The organism is Roseospira visakhapatnamensis, assembly GCF_014197915.1.
Lineage (GTDB): Bacteria > Pseudomonadota > Alphaproteobacteria > Rhodospirillales > Rhodospirillaceae > Rhodospira > Rhodospira visakhapatnamensis.
The window spans coordinates 43,529-69,132 of sequence record NZ_JACIGK010000022.1 but is presented as its reverse complement, the minus strand read 5'-3'; the positions used below and the strand labels follow the sequence as shown (position 1 = coordinate 69,132).

Here is a 25,604-nt window from a genome sequence, read left to right as displayed (position 1 = left end):
GAAACCCTGGACCCGCCGACGGGCGCCGCCCGATCGGACCGACCCGGGCCCGCCGGCCGCCGTCCCGTCTGGGACGAGCGCGCCGGTCGGTCGTGATGACAGTGAAGACACGGAGCCCCGGCGCGCGCCGCTCATGCCGGACCATTTTCACCGGACCCTCATCGAGCATCTGGACTCGGGCCTCGTGGTCACGCGGGGCCGGGCCGTGTTGTACGCCAACCCGGCGATGGGCGTCATGATGGGCATGGACACGGTGCGTCTGGCCGGCCGGGATCTGGCCGCCTTGTTCGTGGAGCCCGATCAGCCCGCGGTGCGTGACCTGCTGTGGCTCGCTGGCCGGTCCGGGACCTCGCCACCCGATCAGGCCGATCATGCCCGGCCGCTGGTGCATCGCCTGCGACCGGCCGGCGGGGACGCGCCGGTCAGCGTCGTCCTGGGCATCACGCCGCTGCGGGCGGCCGACGACCCCTGGTGCGTGGACCCCGCCTCGGGGGCCGGCGACGACGACGCGCCCATGTTGCAGGTCACGGTGCAGGATGCCTCGCGCGAGGCCGACATGGAACGCGCGCTCCTGGAAAGCGAGCGCCGCTACCGAGAGCTGTTCGAGAATGCGCTGGAGGGCATCTACCAGACCACGCCCGGCGGCCGCTACCTCAACGTCAATCCGGCCCTGGCCCGCATCTACGGCTACGCCAATCCGCAGGAGTTGATCGAGGCATGCCGCGACATCTCCAACCAGGTCTATGTCGAGGCCGGCATGCGCGAACGCTTCACCACGATCATGGACCGGGACGGCGTGGTGGAGAACTTCGAGGCCCAGGTGCGGCGCAAGGACGCGCGCGTCATCTGGATCACGGAGAACGCCCGCTGTGTTCGCGACGAGACCGGCGCGACGCTGTTCTACGAGGGCACCGTCGAGGAGATCACCGAGCGCAAGCGCTCCGACGAGAACCTGCGGCTGATGGCCAAGGTGGTCAACAGCGTTCACGAAGGCATCATCATCGTCGACCGCAACCTGCTGGTCTGGGGCGCCAACGAGGCGTACCAGCGCATGACGGACTGCGAGGCCGCCGAGCTTCTGAACCACCCGGCGCGGCTGACGGCGGTGGAACTGCACGATCCCGGCTTCGAGGATTCGGTGCTCGCGCGGGTGGAGGAGAACGGCCACTGGCGCGGCGAGGTCTGGGGACCCCGCCGGAGCGGCGTGCCCTTCCCCATGGAAATGTCGGTCACCGCCGTGCGCGACCGCCACGGCACGCTGACCCACTTCGTGGCCGCCTGCATCGACATCACCAAGCGCAAGCGCGATGAGGAGCACATCCGCTTCCAGGCCAACTACGACATGCTCACCCACCTGCCCAACCGCTACCTGATCATGGATCGGCTGGAGCAGGCGCTTCTGAAGGCGCGTCGGGACGGCACCCGGGTGTGCGTGCTGTTCCTGGACCTGGACCGGTTCAAGCACATCAACGACTCCTTCGGCCACGCCGCCGGAGACGAGTTGCTGAAGCTGGTGGCGCGCCGGCTGCGGCAGGTGGTGCGCATGTCCGACACCGTCGGTCGCCTGGGCGGGGACGAGTTCGTGATCGTGCTGACGGACGTGGCCGACGGCCCGATCGGCGACCAGGTCGCCGACAAGGTGGTGCAGGCCATGTCCGAGCCGTTCCAGATTCTGGATACCGAGCTGTTCTGCCTGCCCTCCATCGGCATCACCTACTTCCCCGACCAGGCCGACACGGTCGAGGAACTGCTGCGCAACGCCGACGTGGCCATGTATCACGCCAAGCATTCCGGCGACAGCCGCCACCTGAAGTTCGCCGACGGCATGGCGCAACGCTCGATCACCATGATGAACATGGAGAACGACCTGCGCCACGCCCTCAACCGCGATGAACTGGAACTGCACTATCAGCCCAAGGTGGGCTTCGACGGCCGCACCGTGGTGGGGGCCGAGGCCCTGATCCGCTGGCGCCATCCGCGCCTGGGCCTGATCAGCCCGGCGGAGTTCATTCCCCTCGCCGAGGACTCCGGCCTGATCATTCCCATCGGCCGCTGGACCCTGGCGACCGCCTGCCAGCAGATGGTGGAGTGGCGCCGCCGGGGGGTCGCGCCGCCGAGCGTGTCGGTCAATGTCTCGGTGCGGCAATTCAACGACTCGGCGCTCATCGAGACCGTGCGCGAGACCCTGGCGCGCACCGGCCTGCCCGCCACCTGCCTGGACCTGGAGATCACCGAAAGCGTCATGACCGGCGACGTGGAGCGGGCGGTCAACACCCTGACCACGTTGAAGGCCATGGGCGTGACGTTGTCCATGGACGATTTCGGCACCGGCTACTCGTCGCTGAACTACCTGAAGACCTTCCCCATCGACACCCTGAAGATCGACCAGACCTTCGTGCGCGACGTCGGCCAGAATCCCAAGGACACCGCGATCGTCGCCACCATCGTCTCGCTGGCCCGCAACCTGGGCTTCAACGTGGTCGCGGAAGGGGTCGAGACCGAGGACCAGGTGGCCCTGCTGCGCGAGAACAATTGCCGGCTGTTCCAGGGCTACTGGGTCAGTCGGCCGCTGGCGGTCGCCGACTTCACGGACTACCTGGCCCAGGCGCGGGAAGGGGCGGTCGATGCCGCCACCCTGGACGCGATGGGGCCGCAGTCGCCCGCGCTCTTGGGACCGGCCGGCGGGGTGGATCCGGGGTCCGAGACCGACTGACCACGGATCCGGTGGTCCGGTTCCGCCCCGCCGGCTACCGCGGCCCCCAGGGACCGCGCGGGCGGCGCGTCCCTCGGTCCTGGTCGGCGCGCGGGATCATCGACACCCGGCGGACCAGCCGGCGGCGGCTGAACAGCGGAAAGCCCGGTCGGCGCAGCAGGGGCGTGAGGGCCATGCCCACCACGAAGCCGCCCAGGTGCGCCCCCCAGGCCACGCCGGTGGTGGCACCGCCCGGGTCGCCCAGCAGGCTCAGGGCCTGAAGCCCGAACCAAAGCCCCAGCACCACCACGGCCGGAACCCAGAACAGGAACACGAAGCCGAACCACACGAACACCCGCGCCCAGGGGAACAACAGCAGGTAGGCGCCCAGCACGCCGGAGATGGCGCCGCTGGCGCCGACCATCGGGACCACGCTGCTTGGCGACATCAAGGCGTGCATCAGCGCCGCCGCCACGCCGCACACCACGTAGAAGAGGGCGAACCGGGCGGCGCCCATGGCATCCTCGACATTGTTGCCGAAGATCCAGAGGTACAGGAGGTTCCCGCCCAGGTGCATGACGCCGCCGTGCAGGAACATGGAGGTGACCGGGGTCAGCAGGGCGGGCACCACGGCCAGTTCGGTCGGCAGCGACTCCTGCCCCAGCAGCACCGCCGGGATGGCCCCCAGGGTCACCAGCAGGCGCCGTTCCTCCAGCGGGTCCAGGCCCAACTGATAGAGGAAGACCGCCACGCAGGCCCCGATGAGGATCCAGGTGACATACGGGGCGCGGGTGGTCGGGTTGTCGTCGCGAAGCGGCAGCATCGGCGTCTCTGGCTCGGTCTGGGGCGGACCTGGAGGGGTCAGGGGACGGCGGATGCCGCCGGCGATCGGGCGGGCGGGGGTCGGGGCGCGGCACCGGACGATGGGCGCGATCCCCTTCCCTTTGTGGAACGACGGGACACACCCGTCAACAGGGGGGATCCCGCGTGCGCGGCGCCAACGGGCTACCAGATTCACACATCTTTATCTCAATGCTAATTTGGGTCGTCGAAGTAGAACCGGGCTATGCCCGGTTTTTAACTGGGGGCACAGCCCCCAGACCCCCAGTTTTTTCTAGAAAAGAAAAAAAGGAGGGCTTGGGAGGTCTCCTCCCAAGCGGGGGTCGGGGGCGGCAGCCCCCGCTTTACCTTGGACGTAAGCTGCCAACGGGAAAAAGAAGTGTGAACATGATAGGCCAACGGGGGAGGGGGGCGACGTCCCACCCGCCACAAACACCATGGCCCGGCTCGCGCGGCGGCGCGAACCGGGCCAGGAGGGGCGCCCCGTCCGGAGGGACCGGACCAGGGCGCGCCGTGTGCGGTGCGTGGCCGCGCGTGGATCAGGCGGCCTTGGCCGGCACCACGCCGCTGGCCTCCAGCGCGCGCCGCATCCAGGTGGCGGCGGCCCCGGCGTCGTTCTTCTCGCCCGTCTCCACGTCGGCCATCAGCACGCAGGCCCGCGCCGACGGCGCCTCGCCACCGGTCAGCGCCTCGAGCTGGCTGCGGGCCTGACCCCACAGGCCGGCCTCGATGGCGGCCTCGGCCACCGCCAGGCGGCTTTCCGCGTGATGCGGGTTGGTGGCGGCCAGGGTCTGAACACGGTTCAGGCGGGCCATGGCGTCCTGGTCGCCGGCAAGCTCGCGCCACGCCACCGCCAGCGCCGCATCGGGGGCCTGGCGCCAGGCGTCCTCGATGATCTCTTCGGCCTTGCGGGTCTTGCCGTCGGCGGCCAGCAGGCGGGCGGCGTGCCCGGCGGCCTTGGCGGAGCCGGCGTCGACGGCCAGGGCCTTGCGGGCCAGCTTGATGGCGTCGCCGGACTTGCCGGCGTCGGCCGCGGCCTGGGACTGGGCCACGAACGCCGTGACGCGCATCGCGCGGGCCTCCTCGGCGGTGACGTCCCCATTGCGCTCGGCCACCTCAAGGGCGCGTTCCACGTTCATCACGCGGCCGGTGCGCTTGGCCAACTCGATGGCCGGACGGGCGGCCCAGGCGGGGTTGTCCACCTTGAACAGGGCCCGCTCCAGCCATTCCTGCATCTCGGCCTCGTTGCCCTCCCGGGTGGCCATCTCCAGCAGGCCGCGCAGGGCACCGGGCTCGGCGTCGCGATCGCTCAGCAACGCCAGGTACAACGCGCGGGCCTCGCTCGCGCGACCCATGCGGGCCAGCCCGTCGGCCTCGATCAGGGCGCCCGGGTAGGTCTTGCCGACACGCGGGAAGGCGTGGCGGGCGCGCCGCGCCTCGACCCGCGCCAGGCCGGCGTTGTCGTTGCGCAGGCCGTTGTAGGCTTCGGCCAGGCCGCGCACGGCGGCCCGCAACCGGCCCTCGGCGGCACCGGGGCCGAAGGACATCACCGAGCCCAGGGCGATGATGCCCCGCACCACCCAGTACAGCACGACCAGGGCGATCAGCAGGGTGACGATGGCGACGAACATGTTGGCGGTCAGGTGCCAGCCCAGCCAGTCGAGGGTCACGGTGCCTTGGCGGTTCGCCACCCAGACGCCGCCGGCGACGAGGATCACCGCGAGACCAATCAGACTGAAAAGTCGAACCATTGTATTACTCCGTCGTCTGAGCCCCACCGATTCCGGCCAGGGCGGCCGAACTCAGCGAGGCAAGGGCGGCATCCACCGCCAGATGGGCATGGGCGTCCGCCATCCAGTCGGCGGCAGCCGCGGCGGCGGGGCCCTGGAGGGCACCGAGGGTGGTGACGGCATCGGCCAGTTTGTTGTCGGCGATATGCACGGCGGCCTGGAACAACGTGCCCAGGGTGCCGTCCATCGGTGTGTCGTCGGTCCGCCGCTCGGTCTCGGATGACAGGATCGAGGCGAGTGTGGTTTCCCACACCGCCCGGCTCTCCCCATCGGGGCTGTCGACGGTGCGCGCCGCGTCGACGGACATGGCCTCGAAGCCATGACGCAGGGCCGCCAGGGTGGCCACACCGGTGTTCGCATGGGCGCTCAGAACGGCCAGGGCCGAGTCATGGTCCGTGTCCAGGATGGGCGCGGTGGTCAGGGGCTTCAGGGCGTCGGCGAAGCGCTGGCCGTTCTTCACGCGCTCGCGCAACAGGCTGATCTCGATAAGCAGGGCGACGGCGCGCGGGTCGGTGCGGGGGATCACCTCGGACAAGGTCTCGACCCGCGCGGTCAGGGCGGCCACCTCGGCCCGTAAGGTCGCGGTGTCGGCGCTCAGGGTGGAGATCCGTCCGGCCACCGACGCCAGCGCGTCGGCCAGGGCGATGTCGACGTCCACGTCCGGATAGGCGGCCGAGGGATGGCCCTCCAGCGCATCCAGACGCGCGGACAGGGACAGTCTCGCCTCGGCCAGCGCGGCGGCCGTGGTCTCGTCCGCCGACACCCGCAGGGTCGCCAGATCGGCGGTCAGGGTGTCCAGGCGCGACCGCAGATTCGCCACGGCGGCCGAATCGGGGGCCTGGGGGAAGGTGGGCAGCAGCGCCTGGTAGGGGGGTGGCAGCAGGGGTTTCCACCAGGGCATGGTGACGACGATGCCGGCCACCAGCAACACCAGCGCGAGGCCCCAGACGACCACGGCGCGGACGGCGCGGTGCTCGACGGGTTCCGTGTCGTCGGCGTCGTCGACCCGGTCATGGGGATCCTCGCCGTCGGCGGAGCCACCGTAGGCCGCCTCGCCGTCATCGTGCGTGCGGTCGTCGCCGTCCGGATCGTCGCCGTCCGGATCGTCGCCATGCCGCGCGTCCTCGCCCTCCGCGTCCTCCGCGTCCTCGTCCACGCCGTCGTTCTCACGGGCATCCGCCGGCGCCGCGTCCAGCGGGGTCATGGGCTGGGCGTCGGCCACGAGCCGGCCGTCCCGCACGTCGGCCTGGATCAGCGTGAGCACCGCGTCCTGCGCGGGCGTCTCGGCGACCCGCACCTGGGCCAGGGGCAGCCCCGACAGCGCGCGGGCCACCGCCGGCGACAATGCGTAGGCGGTCATGCCGCGAAGGGCGTCCGCGAGATCGGCGCCGCGCACGTGTTCGGCGAAAATCTTGGCGGTGCGTGGCGAGAAGAAGACGGCCGCGTCGATCTGGCCGGCCGTCAGGGCGTCGCGCAGGTCCTTGGACAGGGCGGCGGTCGGCCGCGCGTCATAGAGGCGCACCACCTGGACCGTGAAGCCCCGGTCACCCAGCACGCCGGCCAGGTCGCCGGCGCGGGTGGAGCCGGCGGCATGCAACAGGGTGCCGTGGGCGGGGTCCAGATCCCTCGCCACCAGGTCCGCCAGGGTCTCGACGTCGCCCCCGGCGCTGTGCACGGTGGCGAAGCCCTGTGCGCGGGCCACCCGGGCGGTCTGGTCGCCGACCGCGTAGACGGGCACGTCGCGGCGGTCGATGGCCATGGCCAGCGCGCGGGCGCCGTTGGCGCTGGTCAACAGCACCGCCTGCGCGCCCGTGAGATCGACATTGGGACCGGCCATCGGCATGATGACCAGCATGGGCTCGTTGACCACCGTCGCGCCCATCGCCCGCAAGGGCATGGCTAAACGCTCGGCGTCCTCCTTGGGCCGGGTGACAAGTACGCGCATCGTCGTCTTCGAACTCCGTGATCCGATCGTGGACGTCCACCCTCGCCGACTGAGGGCTCTGCAAGGTATGCCGCCTGCGATCGGTCGCGGCAACGGTCCAGGGGGCCGTGGGCGACCAATCTGCATCCTTACGATGCCATCTCCGTCATAGTCTGGGGATGGCTGAGAGTGGCGTGGACCGGGATCAGATCCGAAGGACGATCGGAGCCGGGGCCGTGTTCGCCGAGGCGATCATAGCCCTCCACCGTGTTCGACCAGTCCGCGATAGGCCGGCAGGGCGTCGCCCGCCCTGGCGATGAGGTCTTCCGCCGCGTCGGCGCCCATGGCTTCGGCGGCCGCCCGATCAGGGATCAGGCCGGTTCGCTCCGTCGCCAGCGGATCGCTTCCCTCGGGACGGATGATCAGGCCCCGGAAGCGCAGGGTTCCGGGCTGTGTCCACTCGGCCAGGGCGGCGATGGGGGTACGGCAGGAGCCGTCCAGGCGGCCCAGGAAGGCCCGCTCGGCGATGACGCGCGTGTGCGAGTCCGGACAGTCCAGCGCCGCCACCCAGGCCAGGGTGCGGTCATCGTCGGCGCGGCAGGTGATGCCCACGGCGCCCTGGGCGACGGCGGGCAGCATCTCGTCGGCGCTCAGCGGACAGGTGGCGACGTGCGCCATGTCCAGGCGGTTCAGGCCCGCCATGGCCAGCATGGTGGCGTCGGCCACGCCCTCGTTCAGCTTGCGCAGGCGGGTTTGCAGGTTGCCCCGGAAATTGACAACCGTCAGGTGTGGATACCGGCTGAGGATCTGCGCGGCCCGGCGCAGCGAGGCGCTGCCGATGACGGCGCCCGCGGGCAGCGCCGCGAGACTCTCGTACTGGACCGAGATGAAGGCGTCGCGCGGATCCTCGCGCGGCATGATGGCGGCCAGCACCAGGCCGTCTTCCAGCACGGTCGGCACGTCCTTCATGCTGTGCACGGCGATGTCGATGGCGCCGCCGGTCTGGGCGTCGTCGATCTCGCGCGTGAACAGGCCCTTGCCGCCGATTTCCGAGAGCGGCCGGTCCTGGACGGTGTCGCCGGTGGTCTTGATCACGTCGATGCGCATGGCCTCGGGGGCCGCCAACTCGGGGTGGGCGGCCGCCAGGGCGTCGCGGGCTGCGTGGGCCTGGGCCAGCGCGAGCGGGCTGCCGCGCGTGCCGATGCGAAGAAGGGGCGTCATATTCATGGGCCCAGGTTTGTAAGGGGTGATCTTCGTCCTGCAAAGCCCTATTTGTGGCCGTATGATCATCCTGGGGATTGAAACGAGTTGTGACGAGACCGCCGCCGCCCTGGTCGACGACCAGCGCCGGGTGCTGGCCCAGCGGCTGTTGTCACAGCATGCCGAGCATCGGCCCTACGGGGGCGTGGTGCCGGAGATCGCGGCGCGCGCGCACCTGGATCACCTGGACGGCCTGATCGCCGGAACCCTGGCCGACGCCGGGGTGACGCTGGCCGACGTGGACGGCATCGCCGCCACCGGCGGGCCCGGCCTGATCGGCGGTGTCATCGTCGGTGTCATGACGGCCAAGGCTTTGTCGGTGGCCACGGGCAAGCCCTTCCTGGCCGTCAACCATCTGGAGGCGCACGCCCTGACCGCCCGCCTCAGCGACGCCGTGGCCTTTCCCTACCTGCTTCTCCTGGTCTCCGGCGGGCACTGCCAGCTTCTGATCGTGCGGGGCGTGGGCGACTACCGGCGGCTGGGCACGACCATCGACGACGCCGCCGGCGAGTGCCTCGACAAGGCGGCCAAGATGATGGGGCTGGGCCACCCCGGGGGACCCGCCCTGGAGCGGGCGGCGGTGGGGGGCGATCCGGCGCGGTTCGCGCTGCCCCGGCCCTTGCGCGGGCGGCCCGGTTGCGACCTGTCCTTCTCCGGGCTGAAGACGGCGGTGCGCCAGGTGCTGGACCGCCTGCCGCCGGGACCGTTGTCGGCGCGGGACCGGGCCGATCTGGCGGCCTCCGTTCAGCAGGCGGTGACCGACGTGCTGGTCGAGCGCGGCGCGCGCGCCATGGCGCTGTTCGTCGAGGAGACGGCGGGGGGCGCCGAGGCCCCCGCCCCCGCGCTGGTGGTGGCCGGCGGTGTCGCCGCCAACGGTACGCTGCGGGCGGCGTTGGACGTGCTGTGCGCGGATCGGGGCTTTCGATTCGTGGCGCCCCCTCTGGCCCTGTGCACCGACAATGCCGCCATGGTGGCCTGGGCCGGGCTGGAGCGCCTGCGCCTGGGACGGACGGAGTCGCTGGATTTCCGGCCACGGCCGCGCTGGCCGCTGGATCCGTCGGCGCCACGCCCGGCCGGCGCGGGCGCCAGGGCCTAATGCACTGATCCAGACAAGAGATGCCGTCAGCCTGTATTGTCTGGATCAGAGCACCGGGACTCCGGTGCGTCGCCACGCGCCGACTCCCTCGCGTTGAAAACGGTGTGCCTCCGATCGCGTCAGGGGGCATGCGCGGCGCCGGATGCGCGCCGGGCGCGCGCGCCCGGCTTTCTTACGGTGGTGGAAATCGTCTACCCTTGGCGGCACCGGGGACCGATACCAACGGTCATTGAGAATGACCGTTGCAGTCCGTGGCCGGCCCACTCCCCCACCCGGCCACCCACGGCAGTATACTTGGGGTGGCCGGGTGGGGGAGTGGGCCGGTGCCGCTCGGCGGATGAGTCACACTCATCCGCCGCTGGTATGAGGTGGGACCGGGACTCGAGGGCGGCCCCCACGGTGGGGGGCGGCGCCGCGCCGGGAAGAAAGGACGTCGATGGCCGAGCCGGAGCGGATGCAGCCATGCGACCGATCGTTGGGCGGGGCGCCCGACGGCGCGCCCGATGTGGTGCCGGAGGGCAGGGACCCCGCCGTCGGCGCGGCCATGGACGCGCCCGATCGGTCCGATGCCGGGGACGCGGCGGCGCGGGTCCCGGACGACGACGAGGCGCAAAGCCTGGAGGCCCTGTTCCTGCGTCACGACCAGCGCCGCCACCCGGTGGACCTGCGTCTCAGCATTCCCTGGTTCAAGCGTGGCCTGTACGTGGTGATCCTGGGCGGCCGGGAGTTGCGCTCGCCGCCGCGCCTGCGGAAGGAGCGGGACCGGCATCCGATCATCACCCTGGGTAACGCCCTGCTGGCGGTGTCCGTGCTGGCCATCGTCTACGCGCTGGCGCTGGTGGCGCTGGTGGCCTTTCAGGGTATGCGCGGCGACGTGTGACCCCCCCCCGGGGAGACCGGCGCGGATGCCCGTGACTCATCGGCTGTGATACCAACGGTCATTGAGAATGACCGTTGCAGTCCGTGGCCGGCCGGCCGACCCACCATCCACCAGGCCATCACCAGGCCATCGGCGGCACCGCCGCGTGCGCCAGGCAGGCGCCAGGGGACGCCTGGGCACGCCTGGGCCACAGCGTGGCGGCCAGGGCGGTTGAGGGAGGATGACTCAGCGGCGCGGCGCTCAGGGTTCATCTGTCTCCAGGGTCCGGTTCGTTTGGACCCGTCCGAGGGGGGCGAGGCGCGGTCCCGAGTCCCGGGCGCGGATGGTTAGGACAAGCCCACGCCGGACGGATATGTGGACGGCTCGGAGATTTTGCTATCGTTGAGTTTATTTTTTCTTTTATGCGCTTTTAAGTACGTCTTTTTGTGGAGACTCGGCATAAGGGGACCGCCGACGGGGTGGCCAAGGGATATAGAGCCCACAGTTCCGATGGGATATCGTTCGGGGGCTTGCAACCATAGAAGTTCATGCTGCCGGGTCGTAGTAGCTTTACAGGATGTCTGCACTGTGTTTTCGTTTGGTCACGGAACAACAAAAAACCGGATCGTTCAAAAGAACGCGCGGTCGCGTCTCGGGACTCAACGAGCGCACCGCTTGGGGGAGGAGCAGCCATGCGACGCAGCGTTGCGGCGATGGTTGGTGGTGCCGTGATCGCCAGGACGGATCGCGGCCACGCCATGAGATACGCTGTCCGGCCGACTCTGGATCGGCGGACCGCCAGGATCACGGGGTCGGTCCCCGGGTTGGTCGCCGGGTCGGGGCCCACGGGCCCGAGGCCCGCGCGACAGGACCAGGGCGGGGGCCACGGGACCGGCGGCGCCGCGCCGGTCGGCCCGCCACCCCGGAGGCGGCGGACGGTGGCCGTGTCCGCCCGGCCTGGCCCCCACGGCGTTCCCCCGGACATTCCGAGCTGATCGTTTCCAATCCCGGACCGCGTCGTGGCATCGCCGCGACGCCGGGTGTGCCGTGCCGGATCCGCTGACGGGCGTCCGGTCCGCCGGCCTTCCCGCCGACTGCCATTGTCCAAGCCGATTGTTCAAAGCGATTGTCCGAGCCGCCTTCGCCAGTGCGTGACGTGCTGCGTGCCGCGGGCGTCCTGGTCCGTGATAAGGAGTGTGACCGTTGAAGGTATCTGCCCGAGTTCTTGTTGGCTTTATCTTCATTCTGTTTCTGACCGTCATGGTTGCGGTCGTCGGCTGGCGGGCGCTGGAACAGATCAATCACGGCTTCGAGACCGAACGGATCGGCACGGACGCCCTGATCCGCCTGGGCGAGACCGACAACGCCGAACTGCTGGGACGCTACAATGACGGCGCCGATGCCGACCGGTTGGTGCGGGTGGGGCTGGCGGCGATCGAGGACGACCTGGATGCCCTGGCCATGCACCCGGAACTGGCCGCCGAGGTCGAGACCGCGCGGCGGGCGGTGGACGTCTACCGGGAAAACTACGAGGCGTTTCAGGCCCGGTCCGACGCCGTCTCCCGGGCGGCCGAGCGCATCCTGGTGCTTGGCGCCGAACTGGACGAGGTCATCACCGGAGAGGTGGACCGGCGCACCGAGCGCCTGGACCAGGCGCGCGGCAACGTGCAGACGGCCAACAACGATCGCAACCGCTCCGATGCGTTGCGCAATCGGGTGCGCGCCATGGAGGATGCCCTCGCGGCGCTGTCGCTCAGTTTCGAGCGAACGCTGGCGCAGAACGTGGTGGTTAACGCGGCGGCCCTGGCGGAGGACCTGGCCGCGCTCGACGACGCCACCGCCGGTCTGGGCAACGCCGTGACGAGCGTGGATGCCGTCGATACCGCCGACCTGACCGAGGCGTTTGCGTCGGTGCGCGATGGCCTGGAGGCCTTTCTGGTGGCCTCCGAGGACGGCCGCGCCGCCCGGGGATTGCGCAAGGCGGTGATCCGGTCGCTGGAGGACTCGTCGGAGGCGCTGACGGTGGCGCTTGAGGATCTGGCGCGGATCCAGGCCGAGAGCCTCGCGGCGGCCGAGCAGTCCTTCGTGTCGCGCGATGATTTGCTGGCGCTGAGCCAGGCCACGCTGGAACTGGCCAACCTGGAGACCCTCGCCTCGCGTGTGCGGATCCAGGAGATGATTTTCGTCACCACCGGCGATGCCCTGGCCGCCGAGGAGGCCGATGTGGCGGCGCGCAAGCTGCTGTCGGGGGCTCTGGCGTTGCGGCGGTCGGTGGGGGACGGGCCGGCCGGGGCGCCGGCGGAAGCCGCCGCCGATGCCGCCCAGGCGCAGCGCCAGGCCCTCAAGCGGGTGTTCGACCTCGATGACACCGTGCTGGCCATCCGCGCGGCGCGCGAGGCCTCGGCGCTGACGAGCAAGGAGGGGCTGGCGGTGCTGATCGAACTGACGGAACGGGCCTCCGTCGCCGCCGATACGCTGGCGGAGCAGTCGTTGAGCGCCACCATCCGGTCGTTCAACAGCCTTGATGCGGCCCAGAACACGATCGCCGCCGCCGGGGCGCTCGCCGAGACCATGAAAACGGCGAAGGAGATGATCTTCGCCTTCGTGGCCCAGCCGGAGACGCAGGACTCGGATGCCATCCGCGCCACGCTGGCGGCCATGGCCGACGACCGCGAGGCGCTGATCAACAGCGTGATGCTCACCGATCCCTGGAACGTGGCCGAACTGGACGAGGCGTTCGGCGATCGCATCGAGACCCTGATCCAGGTGTTCGAACGCCTGGCCGCCGATACCCGCGAGATCCTGAGGGCCGCCGAGGGCATGGAGGCGGCGCGGAGTGCCCTGACCTCCGCCCTGGAACGGGCCAATCAGGCGGCCGCGATCGAGGCCGGCAACGACGGTGACCTGGCGCGGATGCTGCTTCTGGGGGGCGCGGGTCTGGCGCTGGTGCTGGGCGTGGCCGCGGCGACGGTGATCGGACGGTCGATCACGCGGCCGCTGACGGCGATCACCGAGGTCATGAAGCGGCTGGCCGACAACGACCTGACGGTGGACATTCCCGGGCGGTCGCGGCGCGACGAGATCGGCGCCATGGCGGCGGCGGTGGAGGTGTTCAAGGACAACAGCCGCAAGATCGAGCAGATGCAGGTCGAGCAGGCGGCCGAGGCGCGGCGCAACGCGCGCCGGGTGAAGACGGAGATGATGGCGCTGACCAACGCGCTGGACGAGGAGGTGCGCGCGGCGATCAAGATCGTGCACGATCAGGCGCACGCGATGCACGACGCGGCGGTGGACATGACCAAGGCCGTCAACCAGACGGAGCAGCGCTCCGACGCGGCGGCCGGGGCGTCGCGGGATGCCGCCGGCAACGTGGATGCGGTGGCGGCGGCGGCCGAGGAGATGAGCGGCTCGATCAAGGAAATCAGCCGTCAGGTATCGGGGGCGTCGGACATCGCCCACCGGGCGGTCGGCCAGGCGGAGGCGACCAACGATCGCATCCAGGGCCTGGCGAAGGCGGCGGACCAGATCGGGGCGGTGATCAACATGATCAGCGACATCGCCAAGCAGACGAACCTGCTGGCGCTGAACGCGACGATCGAGGCGGCGCGGGCCGGGGAGGCGGGCAAGGGGTTCGCGGTGGTGGCCAACGAGGTGAAGACGCTGGCCAACCAGACGGCCAAGGCGACGGAGACCATCGCCACCGAGATCGGCGGCATGCAGGCGGCGACCCATCAGGCGGTGGAGGCGATCCAGGGCATCGTCTCGGTGATTGGCGAGATCAACGAGATCACCACGGCGGTGTCGGCGGCGGTGGAGCAGCAGACGGCCTCCACGGGCGAGATCAGCCACAGCGCCGTGCAGGGTGCGCGCAGCACCCAGGAGGCGTCCGACAATATCGGCGAGGTGTCCGCGTCCGCGGAACTGACGGGGCAGCGGGCGCGCGAGGTGCAGCGGGCGGCCGAGGAGGTGCGCGAGCGGGTCGAGCTGATGCTGGACGCCTTGGAACGCATCATCCGCTCGGGCAGCGACGAGGATCGCGATGTCCATACCCTGCGCACCGTCAACGTGGCGGTGACCGTGGACCTGGGGGGCGGCGAGCGGCGCGCCTGCCTGATGCAGGACCTGGCGCCCAGCGGCGTCGCCACCCTGGACCGCTCCATCGACGGCGAGCGCGGGCTGGAGATGACCGTGGATCTGCCGGAACTCGGGGTGTTCCAGGCAACGCTGGTGGCCCGCACGGAACAGGCCAGCCACGTGCGCCTGGATGTTCCGGAGGCGCGGCTGGAGGCGATGCAGAGCTTCGTCCAGGCGCGCGACAGGCGTTCCGCCATGGCCGCGTGAGTCCCGGCATCGCGGGACGACGTCCGGCCGCCGCGCCTGGCGGCGTCCCACGCCCCCGGATCGTCCCTGGCCCCGGGAGGATGTGGGCGGGCCCCGACTCCGGGTGTTCGGGACCAGGCGCGATTGCCCGGATCGAAGGGAGCAGACCTCCTCATGAACCAATCGATATAAAATTCAATACTATTATGTAAAGATTAAGGATTGCCGTGGGTTTTCCCTGACGTCTCCAAGGCGCCCGTCGCCACGTTACGCCAAGAACGGGTGATGCCGACTTTACAGAGCAAGGGGCGTGTGTTGTGCTCTCAGCCCGGATCCGCTGGATTTTGCGTGAACTCAAGGCAAGACGCGCGCATTTCTGCGGAGATCTTATACCAGCGGTCATTGAGACTGACCGTTGCAGTCCGTGGCCGGCCCACTCCTCCACCCGGCCACCCCCCAGTGTTTCCTTGGGGCAGTATACTTGGGGTGGCCGGGTGGGGGAGTGGGCCGGTGCCGCTCGGCGGATGAGTCACACTCATCCACCTTTGGTATTATGCCACCGACGGGTCACGGCAAGGTCTCAACCGGGCTTCAATGATCCGTCTCAAGGACCGTTGGTACGACACCGGGAGAGCGAGTCATGCACAACAGGGTCAAGGGTCTTGTGGCCGTCGTCGCCATCGCCGTCGCCGTGTCCCCTGGTCTGGCCATGGCCAACGAGTTCCGGCCGCAGATCGAGCGCCTGATGGCCGACCAGATCGAACCTTGGCTGACGGAGCCGACGGTGATCGCCGCGATCAAGGCGCAGAATGTCGAGCACGCGGGGATCAGCGCGGAGACAATCCAGGCGCTCGACACGCAATGGCAACAGGAAGCGGCGGCCGGATCCGGCCCGCTGATCGACGCGGTCCTGGGCAATCCGCTCTCCGCCTTCCTGACGGAGAAGAAACAGGCCCTGGACGGCACCGTCTCCGAGATCTTCGTCATGGACAACGTGGGGCTCAACGTGGGGCAGTCCGACGTCACCTCCGACTACTGGCAGGGTGACGAGGCCAAGTGGCAGAAGACCTATGCCGCCGGCCCGGGCGAGCACTTCATCGATGACGTGGAGTTCGATGACAGTGCCGAGGCGTTCCTGTCGCAGGTCAGCGCCACCATTGTCGATCCCGAGACCGGTGAGGCCATCGGTGCCATCACCGTGGGCGTGAACGTCGAAAAACTGTTCTGACGCCGCGATGGCCACCCGCGCCGTGCCGCGTGCCGCCGTCTCCACACCGGAGCCTTCTCGCCGAGCCTGTCCCGGGGCGTGCGGTCCCGTCCGGATGGCGGCGGCGGTTCCGGGGCTTTGGCACGAGGGGCGGGGCGCCGGGGGTGGCACGCGGGCGGCGGTCCGCGTTCGCCGGCGCGGACGGCATGTCGCGGTTCTCGGTCCGCCGTTTCGTGTCGGGAGGCCGGCTCATGAGCATTTCATCGCGCATTCTGACAGGCTTCCTGCTTGTCCTGGCCCTGACCGTCACCGTGGCCGCCATCGGCTGGGGATCCTTGAAGCAGACCGGCGCGGGGTTCACCATCGAGCGCTCCGGCCTGGAGGCGGTGACCGACCTGGGCGAGACGGTCCAGGCCGAACTGACCGGCCGGATCAACGCGGACCTGTCCGTCGCCGAAACCGTGCATGCGGGCCTGGACCGGATCGATCAGCGGCTGGATGCCCTTGCCCGGCGCGCCGATCTGGCGGAGCAGGTCTCCATCGCCCGGACGGCCGTGGAGACCTATCGGGAGAACTTCTCCCTCTATGTCTCCAGTGCCGAGGCGGTGCACGCGGCGGCCGAGGACGTCGTGCGATTCAATGACACGCTCGACACCCTGATCACCGAGGTGATCCGGCAACGGTCGGAGCGCCTCGCCGAGGCGCGCGCCAACGCGCGCGCGGCCATCTCCGCGCGCGATGACGCCGATGCGGTGCAGGACATGATGGGGCAGGGCCTGGAAGAACTGTCCGTCTTCGCCGCACGGCTGGAGCAGTACGAAAGGATGGGCTCCGACGAGACACGAACACCGGCCGTGAGCGCGTTGGAGAGCCTGAAGGCCATGATCCGCGACCTGATCGAGGTCGTCGGAGGGCTCGACAGCGCGGACGGGACGGCGCTGGACCAGGCGCTGGTCACCGTTGCCGCGGGCTTCCAGACGTTTGACGACGCCGCCGTGCGCGAACGCGCCGTGGCCGCCGAGCGCGCCGAGACGGAGGCGTCGTTGACGGCCGCGTCCGACGCCCTGGCGGCCTCCATCAGCCACATCAAGCGCTTCCAGCTCGCCCGGATCCAGGCCGCCCGCCAGAACCCGGTGTCCCAGGCGGAACGCGAGGTGCTGTACCAGGCGTACATCGCCCTGACGAACCTTGAAGTCCTGGCCGTGCGGACCCGGGCCCAGGAACAGCACTTCCTGCTGACCATGGCGGACGCGGATGCCCAGGCGGTGGGGCAGGCGACCCGTCAGATGTTCATGGCCGCGCTGTCCCTGCAAAAGGCGATCCGCGCCGGCGCCACGGCGACGCTCATGAAGCGGGTGTCGACCGCCATCCAGGACTATCGCAAGGCCCTGGAGCACGAGTTCGACCTGATGGCCGAACTGCGGGCGATCACCGAGGAGAAGGCGGCGGCGGAGCACGCCGTCGATGCCAGCCTGGAGGATCTGACGACGCTCGCCAGGCGGATCGGGCGGCGCGCCGATGTCTCGGCCGAGGAGTCGCTGGCCGTGGCCACGGCGGCGCTGACGACCCTGGACGCCGCGCAGGAGATCATCCGCGCCGCCGGAGACCTGCAGCGGGTGGCCGGGCGGACCAAGGAGAGCATCTTTGTCGTGGTCGACGAGCACGATCCGGCCGGCGCGGACCGGGCGCGCCGTCTTCTGGAGCGGCTGACGGTCTTGAAGGCGGACCTGATGGACAAGGTGCGGGAGATCGATCCGGGCGACGCGGCGGCGCTGGAGCGCGCCTTCGGGTCCCGTATCGAGGATCTGGCGCGCGTGTTCGATGGCCTGATCGCGCATGTCGTCGAGATCCAGGAGGCCGAGGCGGGGATGGAGACCGCGCGCGCCAACATGGACACCGCGCTGTCCCGGGCCAGCATCGCGGCGCAGCAGCGCTCGATGACCGATCGGGCGTTCGCCGAGACGCTGCTGGTCGGGGGCGCGGCCCTGTCGCTGGTGCTGGGCGTCGTCGGCGCGATGCTCATCGGCCGGTCCATCGTGCGGCCGATCAAGGCCATCACCTCGGTCATGCAGCGGCTGGCCCGCAACGACCTGATGGTCGAGGTTCCCGGCCGCGCGCGGCGCGACGAGATCGGCGCCATGGCCGCGGCGGTGGAGATCTTCAAGGAAAACAGCCAGAAGATCGATCATATGCAGGCCGAGCAGACGGCCGAGGCCCGGCGCAACGCCCGCCGGGTGAAGACCGAGATGATGGCCCTCACCAACGCCCTGGACGATGAGGTGCGCAGTGCCGTCACCGTGGTGCGCAACCAGGTGATCGTCATGCACGCCGCCGCCGTGCGCATGGCCGACGCGGTCAGCCACACCGAGGACGGGGCCAACGCCGCGTCGCAGGCGTCGCAGGCGTCCTCCGCCAGCGTGGACGCCGTAGCGGCGGCGGCCGAGGAGATGGCCAGTTCCATCGGCGAGATCAGCCGCCAGGTGTCGGGGGCCTCGGGCATCGCCCACCGGGCCGCCGAGCAGGCGGAGAGCACCAACGACCGCATCCAGGGGCTGGCGCGGGCGGCCGACCAGATCGGCGCGGTGGTGAACATGATCAGCGACATCGCCAAGCAGACCAACCTGCTGGCCCTGAACGCGACCATCGAGGCGGCGCGGGCCGGCGAGGCGGGCAAGGGCTTCGCGGTGGTGGCCAACGAGGTGAAGACCCTGGCCAGCCAGACCAGCCGGGCGACCGAGACCATCGGCACCGAGATCGGCGGCATGCAGGCCGCGACCCGCGAGGCCGTGGAGGCGATCGTCGAGATCGTGCGCGTCATCGGCGAGATCAACGAAATCACCACCGCCGTCTCGGCGGCGATCGAGGAACAGACCGCCGCCACCGGCGCGATCACCGAGAACGCCCGGCAGGCCGCGCACAGCACGCAGAACGCCTCGGACAACATCGAGGCCGTGTCGGAGAGCGCGGACACCACCGGTAGTACGGCGCGGGAGGTTCGCCAGGCGTCGGAGGATGTTCGCGAGCGGGTCGAACAGATGCTGCTGGCCCTGGAACGGATCGTCCGCTCCGGCAGCGAGGAGGACCGCGAGACCCATGCCCTGCGCACCGTCAATCTGGCGGTGACCGTGGATCTCGGCGGCGGCGGGATCCGATCCTGCCTGATGCAGGATCTGGCGCCCAGTGGCGTGGCCACCCTGGATCGGTCCGTCGAGGGCGAGCGGGGCCTCGACATGACCATCGATGTTCCGGACCTCGGGCGGGTTCCGGCGACGCTGGTGGCCTGCACCGAGCAGGCCACGCATGTCCGTCTGGATGTTCCGGAGTCCCGGCTGGAGACCCTGCGCGCGATCGTGCTGGCCGGCGGACGATCCCGGGCCGTGGCGGCGTGACGCGCTACCTCGGCGGATGAGTCACGCTCATCCGCCGCTGGTATAAGGCCATCCTCGCCCTTGACTCACGCGGCGATCCGACTATTGTCTCGGCCTCCTTCGATGGCGATCACCTGAGCAACGCGGGACCGCGAACCATGGCCAAGCCGGCAACCATCCAGATCAAGCTCGAAAGCACCGCGGGCACGGGCTACTTCTATGTGGCCAAGAAAAATCCGCGCAAGACCACCGAAAAGCTGGAATTCCGCAAGTACGATCCGAAGGCCCGCAAGCACGTGGTCTTCAAGGAAACCAAGCTGCGCTGATCGTGCGCCCGCGCGCCCGCGCGGTTCATCGGTGTCGCCCCGGCCGGCGTGTCATGACACGCCGGTTTTTGCGTGGCCGCCAGGCCGGTGCGTCATGACGCACCGGCGTTCGTGTGACCGGATGCCGGCCGTCCTTCGGTGCCTTGGTGCGGCACACGGGGCGTTGAGGATCCGCCCGGTCGCGACCATATCCCCGGCATGATCTCCTGACCCCACGACAGGATGCCCTCATGTCCGGATCCCAGACCGACCCCGCGTTTCTCTCCGTATCGCGGATGCCGCGCCATCCGGCGCGCGCCAGACAGCGCGCCGCCGCGCGCCGCGTTTCGCCGCCCACGGCGGATATCCGCCGCCGGTTCCTCCCATCGTTTCCGCCGCTGTTGGCTCTCACGCTGCTGGTCGCCCTGACCGCCGGCACGCGGGCCCACGCCCAGGCCTTCGATCCGCAGGTCCTGACCCTGGACAACGGCCTGCAGGTGGTCCTGGTGTCCAACCACCGGGTTCCGATGGTCACCCACATGGTGTGGTACAAGGTGGGCGCCGCCGACGAGCCGCCCGGCAAGTCCGGCCTGGCCCATCTTCTTGAACACCTGATGTTCAAGGGCACGGAGACCATCCCGCCCGGCGAGTTCTCGCGCATCATCGCGCGCAACGGCGGGCGCGACAACGCGTTTACCAGCAGCGACTTCACCGGCTACTACCAGACCATCGCCCGCGATCGGCTGGACCTGGTGATGGAGATGGAGGCCGACCGCATGGCCAACCTGCGCCTGACGGAGGACGATGTCCTGACCGAGCGGGCGGTGGTCGTCGAGGAGCGGCTGAGCCGCACCGAGAACGAACCGGCGGCCTTGCTCAGCGAGCGCCTGGATCAGGCCCTGTGGTCGGTGCACCCCTACAAGAATCCGATCATCGGCTGGTCCCACGAGCTTCAGGCCCTGACCCGCGAGGACGCGCTCGCGTTCTATCGCCACTTCTACGCGCCGCACAACGCGGTGGTGGTGGTCGTGGGCGACGTGACCATGGCGGAGCTTCGGCCCCTGGCCGAACGCACCTATGGCCAGGTGCCGGCCGCCGAGACGCCGGTCGAGCGCGCCCGGGTGCGCGACCTGCCGCCGCCGGTGGACGTTACCCTGACCATGCGCCATCCCCAGGTCGGGCAGGCGTCCTGGTGGCGTCGGGGCATCGCCCCCAGCCGCACGGTGGGCGAGACCACGCTCTACCCCGCCCTGCAGGTGCTGGCGGAGTTGCTGGGCGGCGGCCCGGTGAGCCGGCTGTACGAGTCCCTGGTGGTCGAGCAGGGCGTGGCCGTCTCGGCGGCCGCGTATTACAACGGCCGCGCGGTGGACTTCGGCACCTTCACGCTGTCGGCCACGCCGGCGGCCGGCGTCACGCCCGCCCAGGTCGGCGCCGCCGTGGATGCCGAGATCACCCGCCTGCTGGAGACCGGTGTCACGGACGACGAGATCGCCGGCGCCAAGCGGCGGCTGCGGGCCTCGGTGGTCTACGCCCGCGACAACACCTTCGGGACCGCGCGCATCCTGGGGGCGGCCCTGACCACGGGCGCCACGGTCGAGGATATCGAGGCCTGGCCCGAGCAGATCGCCGCCGTGACCGCCGACGAGGTGATGCGCGCCGCCCGCGTGGTGTTCGGCCCGGTCAGCACCGCCACCGCCATCCTGCTGCCGGAGTCCCGCACATGAGGGAGGATGTGACCATCAAGCGCTCGTCGTTTCGCCCGGTGGCGACCCTGCTGGGCGCGCTGGTCCTCGCCGTCGTCGCCCTGGTGCCGGCGGCCCGGGCCATCGAGGTGGACCGCGTCATCACGCCCCGTGGCCTGGAGGCCTGGCTGGTCGCCGACGACACCAACCCCATGGTGACGCTGACGTTCGCGTTCGATGGCGGCGCGGCGCTGGATCCGCCGGGCAAGGCGGGCCTCGCGCACCTCGTGTCCGGCCTGCTGGACGAGGGGGCCGGCGACCTGGACTCGCGGGCCTTCCAGCATCGGCTGGCCGATCTGGCGATCGAGATGTCCTTCGATGCCGGCCGCGATTCGTTCAGCGGGACCGTCAAGACCCTGACCGAGAACCTGGACGAGGCCGTGGAGCTGCTCAGCCTGGCGTTGCGGGCACCGCGTTTCGACGCCGACGCCGTGGAGCGGATGCGCGCCCAGATCCTGGCGGGCCTGCGCTACACCGAGAACGATCCCAACGAGATCGCCCGTCGCGCTTGGTACCAGACCCTGTTCCCGGAGCATCCCTACGGCCGCGATCCCGCCGGGACCGCCGAGACCATCGCCGCCATCGACCAGGACGACCTCCGCGCCTTCGCGCGCGGGCATCTGGTGCGCGATCGCCTGGCCATCGGCGTGGCCGGCGACGTGACGCCGGAGCGGCTGGCCGCGCTGATCGACGAGGCGTTCGGTGACCTCCCCGAGACGTCGGACCTGCCGGCGGTGCCCGACATCGTGGCGCGCGCCGACGGGCGGACGGTGGTGATCGAGCGTCCGGTGCCCCAGAGCGTGGCGATGTTCGGCCATGCCGGGCTGGCGCGGTCGGACCCGGACTGGTACGCGGCCTACGTGGTCAACTACATCCTTGGGGGGGGCGGCTTTGCGTCGCGGCTGGTGGAGGAGGTGCGCGAGGCGCGCGGCCTCGCCTACTCGGTCTACAGCTACCTCGTGCCCCTGGACCACGCGCCCGTCTGGATGGGGGGCGTGGCCACCAACAACGCCCGGGTGACCGAAAGCCTGTCCCTGATCCAGGAGGAATGGCGACGCATGGCCGACGCGGGACCGACGGCCGAGGAACTGGCCGACGCGCGAACCTACCTGACCGGGGCCTGGCCGCTGCGCTTCTCGTCGACGGGCTCCATCGCCGCGATCCTGGTGGCCATGCAGCGGGAGGGTCTGTCCCCCTCCTATTTGAACGACCGCAACGACTATATCGAGGCGGTGACCCTGGAGGACGCCCGGCGCGTGGCCGCCCGGCTGATGGATCCGGCCGCCCTGACCACCGTGGTGGTGGGGCAGCCGGACGGGCTGGTTTCGTCGAACTGACGGGACAGGCCCACGGCGCGGCTTACTCGACGCCGTAGCCGTAGCGGGCGATGATCGCCCGGGCCTCCGGGCTTTTCAGGAAGGCCACGAACGCCCGTGCCACGGAGTTGTTCTTGCCCCGCGTCAGGAGTACGGCGTCCTGGCGCAGCGGGGCGTGCAGGTCCGTCGGTACGATCCATCGCGATCCACCGGGCAGGGTGATGACCTGGGACAGGGCGACGAATCCCAGCGGCGCGTTGCCGGTGGTCACGAACTGCAGCGTCTGGGAGACGGAATCGCCGCGCACGAGGCGGCCGGCCAGGGCGTCGTGGACCCCCATCGTCCGCAACACCTCGATGGCGGCGGTGCCGTAGGGGGCGGTCACCGGATTGGCGATGGCCAGGCGCTCGACGTCTCCCGTTTTCAGGACCTGCCCCGAGTCGTCCACCAGGCCGGGGTCGGTGCTGAACAGCACCAGACGGCCGACGGCGTAGGTGAACCGGGAGCCGGCGACCGCCAACCCGTCGGCCTCGGCGCGGGCCGGGCGGGCGGCATCGGCGGCCAGGAACACGCTGTAGGGCGCGCCGTTGGCGATCTGGGCGTACAGCTTGCCGGTCGAGCCGAAGCTGTACGTCGCGGTGTGGCCGGTGGCGGTGGTGAAGGCGGCGCCGATCTCGCGGGCGGCGGCGGTGAAGTTGGCGGCGACGGCGACCAGGGTTTCGCCGGCGTGGGCCGGCGTCGGACTCAAGACCCCCAGCCCGAGCCCCAAGGCCGTGATCCCCCCGAGGCTGATCCCGACCACGGCGCGGACCGCCTGCAACATCCGCAGACGGTGCGCGCGTGGCGGGGCAACCGGTGTCGTGCGGGGATGGGGCAGGGCGCACGGTGACGGGGCGGGCATGTCTTGATCTCCAGTGGTGGGGATGATCGTTTTTCGCGCTATGATCGGAAGAGCGGAAGCGCAAAAGATGAAAGCCCCGACAGCATAGCAGGGTTCATGCCATGCGGGACGCGCCGGCATGGGGCGGCCGATGTTCCCATGGGACTCGTGGCGAACCCAAGGTCGCGGACCGTATCCTGAACCCGCCAAAGGCGTGGACGGCGCCGTCCAATGGACCTTTGCCTGTTCCTCGCGGGTGGTGTACCACGGAACCTGGACTGGGAAGTTTCCCGCCCGTCTCGACGGTATGCGAGGCGCCGCCGCCAAGGGCCGGCACCGCGGGCTCCCACCCCCAACCCCATCAGGGAGAGATCCAAGGCATGACGTTCCAGTTCACCAAAATCGCCACTGGCGCGCTGCTGGCTTGCGCGGTGGCGGTCGGCGCGGGGATCGCCGGAGTCGCGCCGGCCGAGGCCAAGACCCTGCGCATGGCCTATGACGCCGATCCGGTCTCGCTGGACCCGCAAGAGCAGCTTTCCGGCGGGACCCTGGAAATGGCGCACATGGTGTTCGACCCCCTGGTGCGCTTCACCAAGGAGTTGGAGTACGAACCGCGCCTGGCCGAGAGCTGGGAGCAGATCGACGACCTGACCATGCGCTTCCACCTGCGCGAGGGGGTCGTGTTCCACAGCGGCAATCCGTTCACCGCCGAGGACGTGGTCTTCACCCTGGAGCGCCTGAAGGGGAGCCCGGACTTCAAGGCCCTGTTCGAGCCGTTCGAGGGCGCCAAGATCATCGACGACCACACCGTGGATCTGGTGACGGTCGAGCCGTACCCGCTGGTCCTGAACCTGGCCACCTACCTGTTCCCCATGGACAAGGCGTTCTACACCGGCACCGACGACAACGGGAAGCCCAAGGACGCCATCGTCAAGCACGGCAGCACGTTCGCCTCGACCAATGCGTCGGGCACCGGCCCCTTCGTGGTGCGGGCGCGTGAACAGGGTGTCCGCGTGGAGTTCGAGCGCTTCGCCGACTACTGGGACACCGAGTCCCCGGGCAATGTCACCGAGATCATCTTCACGCCGATCAAGGAAGACCCGACCCGCGTGGCCTCGCTGCTGTCCGGCGGCGTGGACTTCATCAAGCCGGTGCCGCCCACCGACCTGGAGCGACTGGGCAACGAAGAGGGCGTCAACCTTGTGACCATGGGTGGCACCCGGATCATCACGTTGCAGATGAACCAGGACCGGGTCGAGGCCTTCAAGGACCCGCGCGTGCGTCAGGCCATCGTGTACGCGATCAACAACCAGGGCATCGTCGACAAGATCATGAAGGGCTTCGCCACCGTCGCCGCGCAGCAGAGCGCGCCCGGTCAGGTGGGGCACGCGGCCGACCTGAAGCCCCGCTACGATCTGGACAAGGCCAAGGCGCTGATGGCCGAGGCCGGCTATGAGGATGGGTTCTCCATCACCATGATGGCGCCCAACAACCGCTATGTGAACGACGACAAGATCGCCGAGGCGGCGGCGGCCATGCTGGCCCGGATCAACATCAAGGTTGATCTGACCACCATCCCCAAGGCGCAGTACTGGCCCGAGTTCGACGTGCGCGCCGCCGACATCATGATGATCGGCTGGCATCCCGACACCGAGGACTCGGCCAACTACACCGAATTCCTGCTGATGACCCCGGATGCGGAAACCGGCTACGGCCAGTACAACTCCGGCAACTACTCGAATCCCGAGGTGGACAAGCTGATCATTCAGTCCCAGTCCATGGTGGACCAGGAGGCCCGCGCCAAGGTCTTGCAGCAGGTGGAACGACTGCTGTACGAGGACGCCGCCTTCGTGCCGCTGCACTGGCAGGACTTGTCCTGGGCGTCGCGCGACGGCGTGCATATCGAGGATATCGTCAACGTCATGGACTTCCCGTACCTGGGTGACCTGGTCATCGACTAACGGTCTGCCTAACGGGTGGAGGGAGGCCGGCGTCCCTGCCGGCC

General features: G+C 69.8%; 15 protein-coding genes. 10 read left to right on the top strand and 5 right to left on the bottom strand.

The annotated features are described in order from the left end of the window. Positions 1-133: 133 nt before the first annotated feature. Complete coding sequence (locus GGD89_RS13900) at positions 134-2,713, top strand: sensor domain-containing protein (protein ID WP_184046295.1); 2,580 nt, start codon at positions 134-136, stop codon at positions 2,711-2,713. 34 nt (positions 2,714-2,747) lie between these two features. Here GGD89_RS13900 and GGD89_RS13895 read toward each other — a convergent pair whose 3' ends face one another. The 4 genes from GGD89_RS13895 to hemC form a co-directional block, all read right to left on the bottom strand. After that, entirely contained in the window at positions 2,748-3,515 is a 768-nt protein-coding gene (locus tag GGD89_RS13895) for a rhomboid family intramembrane serine protease (RefSeq protein ID WP_184046293.1), read from the bottom strand. A gap of 556 nt (positions 3,516-4,071) precedes the next feature. After that, positions 4,072-5,283 (bottom strand): tetratricopeptide repeat protein, encoded by a 1,212-nt coding sequence (locus tag GGD89_RS20405; RefSeq protein WP_184046291.1) that lies wholly within the window; start codon positions 5,281-5,283, stop codon positions 4,072-4,074. Positions 5,284-5,287: 4 nt separating this feature from the next. Then, positions 5,288-7,267, bottom strand: coding sequence for a uroporphyrinogen-III synthase (locus GGD89_RS19755; RefSeq protein ID WP_221238473.1), 1,980 nt, complete (start codon positions 7,265-7,267; stop codon positions 5,288-5,290). A 231-nt stretch (positions 7,268-7,498) separates the two neighbouring features. Next, a complete protein-coding gene (gene hemC / locus GGD89_RS13880) occupies positions 7,499-8,473 on the bottom strand; it encodes a hydroxymethylbilane synthase (protein WP_184046289.1) in 975 nt (324 codons plus the stop codon). Positions 8,474-8,528: 55 nt separating this feature from the next. Between hemC and tsaD the strand changes: the two genes are divergently transcribed. The 8 genes from tsaD (at position 8,529) to GGD89_RS13840 (ending at position 22,740) form a co-directional block, all read left to right on the top strand. After that, the gene (gene tsaD, locus GGD89_RS13875; RefSeq protein ID WP_184046287.1) at positions 8,529-9,602 is read left to right on the top strand and encodes a tRNA (adenosine(37)-N6)-threonylcarbamoyltransferase complex transferase subunit TsaD; all 1,074 of its coding nucleotides are present in this window, start codon (positions 8,529-8,531) and stop codon (positions 9,600-9,602) included. A gap of 436 nt (positions 9,603-10,038) precedes the next feature. Continuing rightward, positions 10,039-10,482 (top strand): hypothetical protein, encoded by a 444-nt coding sequence (locus GGD89_RS13870; RefSeq protein WP_184046285.1) that lies wholly within the window; start codon positions 10,039-10,041, stop codon positions 10,480-10,482. A gap of 1,182 nt (positions 10,483-11,664) precedes the next feature. Then, entirely contained in the window at positions 11,665-14,802 is a 3,138-nt protein-coding gene (locus GGD89_RS13865; RefSeq protein ID WP_184046283.1) for a methyl-accepting chemotaxis protein, read from the top strand. Between the two features lie 619 nt (positions 14,803-15,421). Further along, entirely contained in the window at positions 15,422-16,009 is a 588-nt protein-coding gene (locus tag GGD89_RS13860; protein ID WP_184046281.1) for a hypothetical protein, read from the top strand. A gap of 230 nt (positions 16,010-16,239) precedes the next feature. Further along, on the top strand, positions 16,240-19,377 hold the full coding sequence (locus GGD89_RS13855; protein ID WP_184046279.1) for a methyl-accepting chemotaxis protein: 3,138 nt from the start codon (positions 16,240-16,242) through the stop codon (positions 19,375-19,377). 137 nt (positions 19,378-19,514) lie between these two features. After that, a complete protein-coding gene (rpmG, locus tag GGD89_RS13850; protein WP_184046277.1) occupies positions 19,515-19,682 on the top strand; it encodes a 50S ribosomal protein L33 in 168 nt (55 codons plus the stop codon). Between the two features lie 230 nt (positions 19,683-19,912). After that, the gene (locus GGD89_RS13845; protein WP_246423114.1) at positions 19,913-21,385 is read left to right on the top strand and encodes a M16 family metallopeptidase; all 1,473 of its coding nucleotides are present in this window, start codon (positions 19,913-19,915) and stop codon (positions 21,383-21,385) included. After that, positions 21,382-22,740, top strand: coding sequence for a M16 family metallopeptidase (locus tag GGD89_RS13840; protein WP_184046275.1), 1,359 nt, complete (start codon positions 21,382-21,384; stop codon positions 22,738-22,740). Before GGD89_RS13845 ends, GGD89_RS13840 begins: the two co-directional genes overlap by 4 nt. Before the next feature lie 22 nt (positions 22,741-22,762). Here GGD89_RS13840 and modA read toward each other — a convergent pair whose 3' ends face one another. Next, positions 22,763-23,620 (bottom strand): molybdate ABC transporter substrate-binding protein, encoded by an 858-nt coding sequence (gene modA / locus GGD89_RS13835; RefSeq protein ID WP_221238472.1) that lies wholly within the window; start codon positions 23,618-23,620, stop codon positions 22,763-22,765. A 359-nt stretch (positions 23,621-23,979) separates the two neighbouring features. Here modA and GGD89_RS13830 point away from each other — a divergent pair, with 359 nt between their 5' ends. Next, complete coding sequence (locus tag GGD89_RS13830) at positions 23,980-25,560, top strand: ABC transporter substrate-binding protein (RefSeq protein ID WP_184046273.1); 1,581 nt, start codon at positions 23,980-23,982, stop codon at positions 25,558-25,560. Positions 25,561-25,604 lie beyond the last annotated feature (44 nt).